1 pseudogene is annotated in these 251 nt (G+C 57.0%); it reads right to left on the bottom strand.

From position 1 onward, the window contains the following. Positions 1–123: 123 nt before the first annotated feature. Positions 124–251: pseudogene (locus ACLFKU_RS44915) on the bottom strand (IS21 family transposase); the annotation flags it as partial.

Here is a 251-nt window from a genome sequence, read left to right as displayed (position 1 = left end):
TTGCGACGAATATTATGCCGAGTAATTCGTCACCTCGATCACGACAGTCCGCTGCCGGCCAACTGCGTCACAACATAAAACCCAACTTGGGATAATGGGCCTTATGCGGAGTTCGGCATAAGGCGCACGCGTGATGGCGCACTTGGCGTTGTCGATGATGAGGCGCGATGGGACAGCGCCGAACCATTCGAATGCGCGGCGATGACATCCAAGCCAGGTCGCCACCGTCTGATCCCAGACGAACTCGACGT

Source organism: Paraburkholderia sp. EG304 (assembly GCF_046543485.1).
GTDB lineage: Bacteria > Pseudomonadota > Gammaproteobacteria > Burkholderiales > Burkholderiaceae > Paraburkholderia > Paraburkholderia youngii.
The sequence above is the reverse complement of the archived record's forward strand: the minus strand, read 5'-3'. Positions and strand labels throughout refer to the sequence as shown.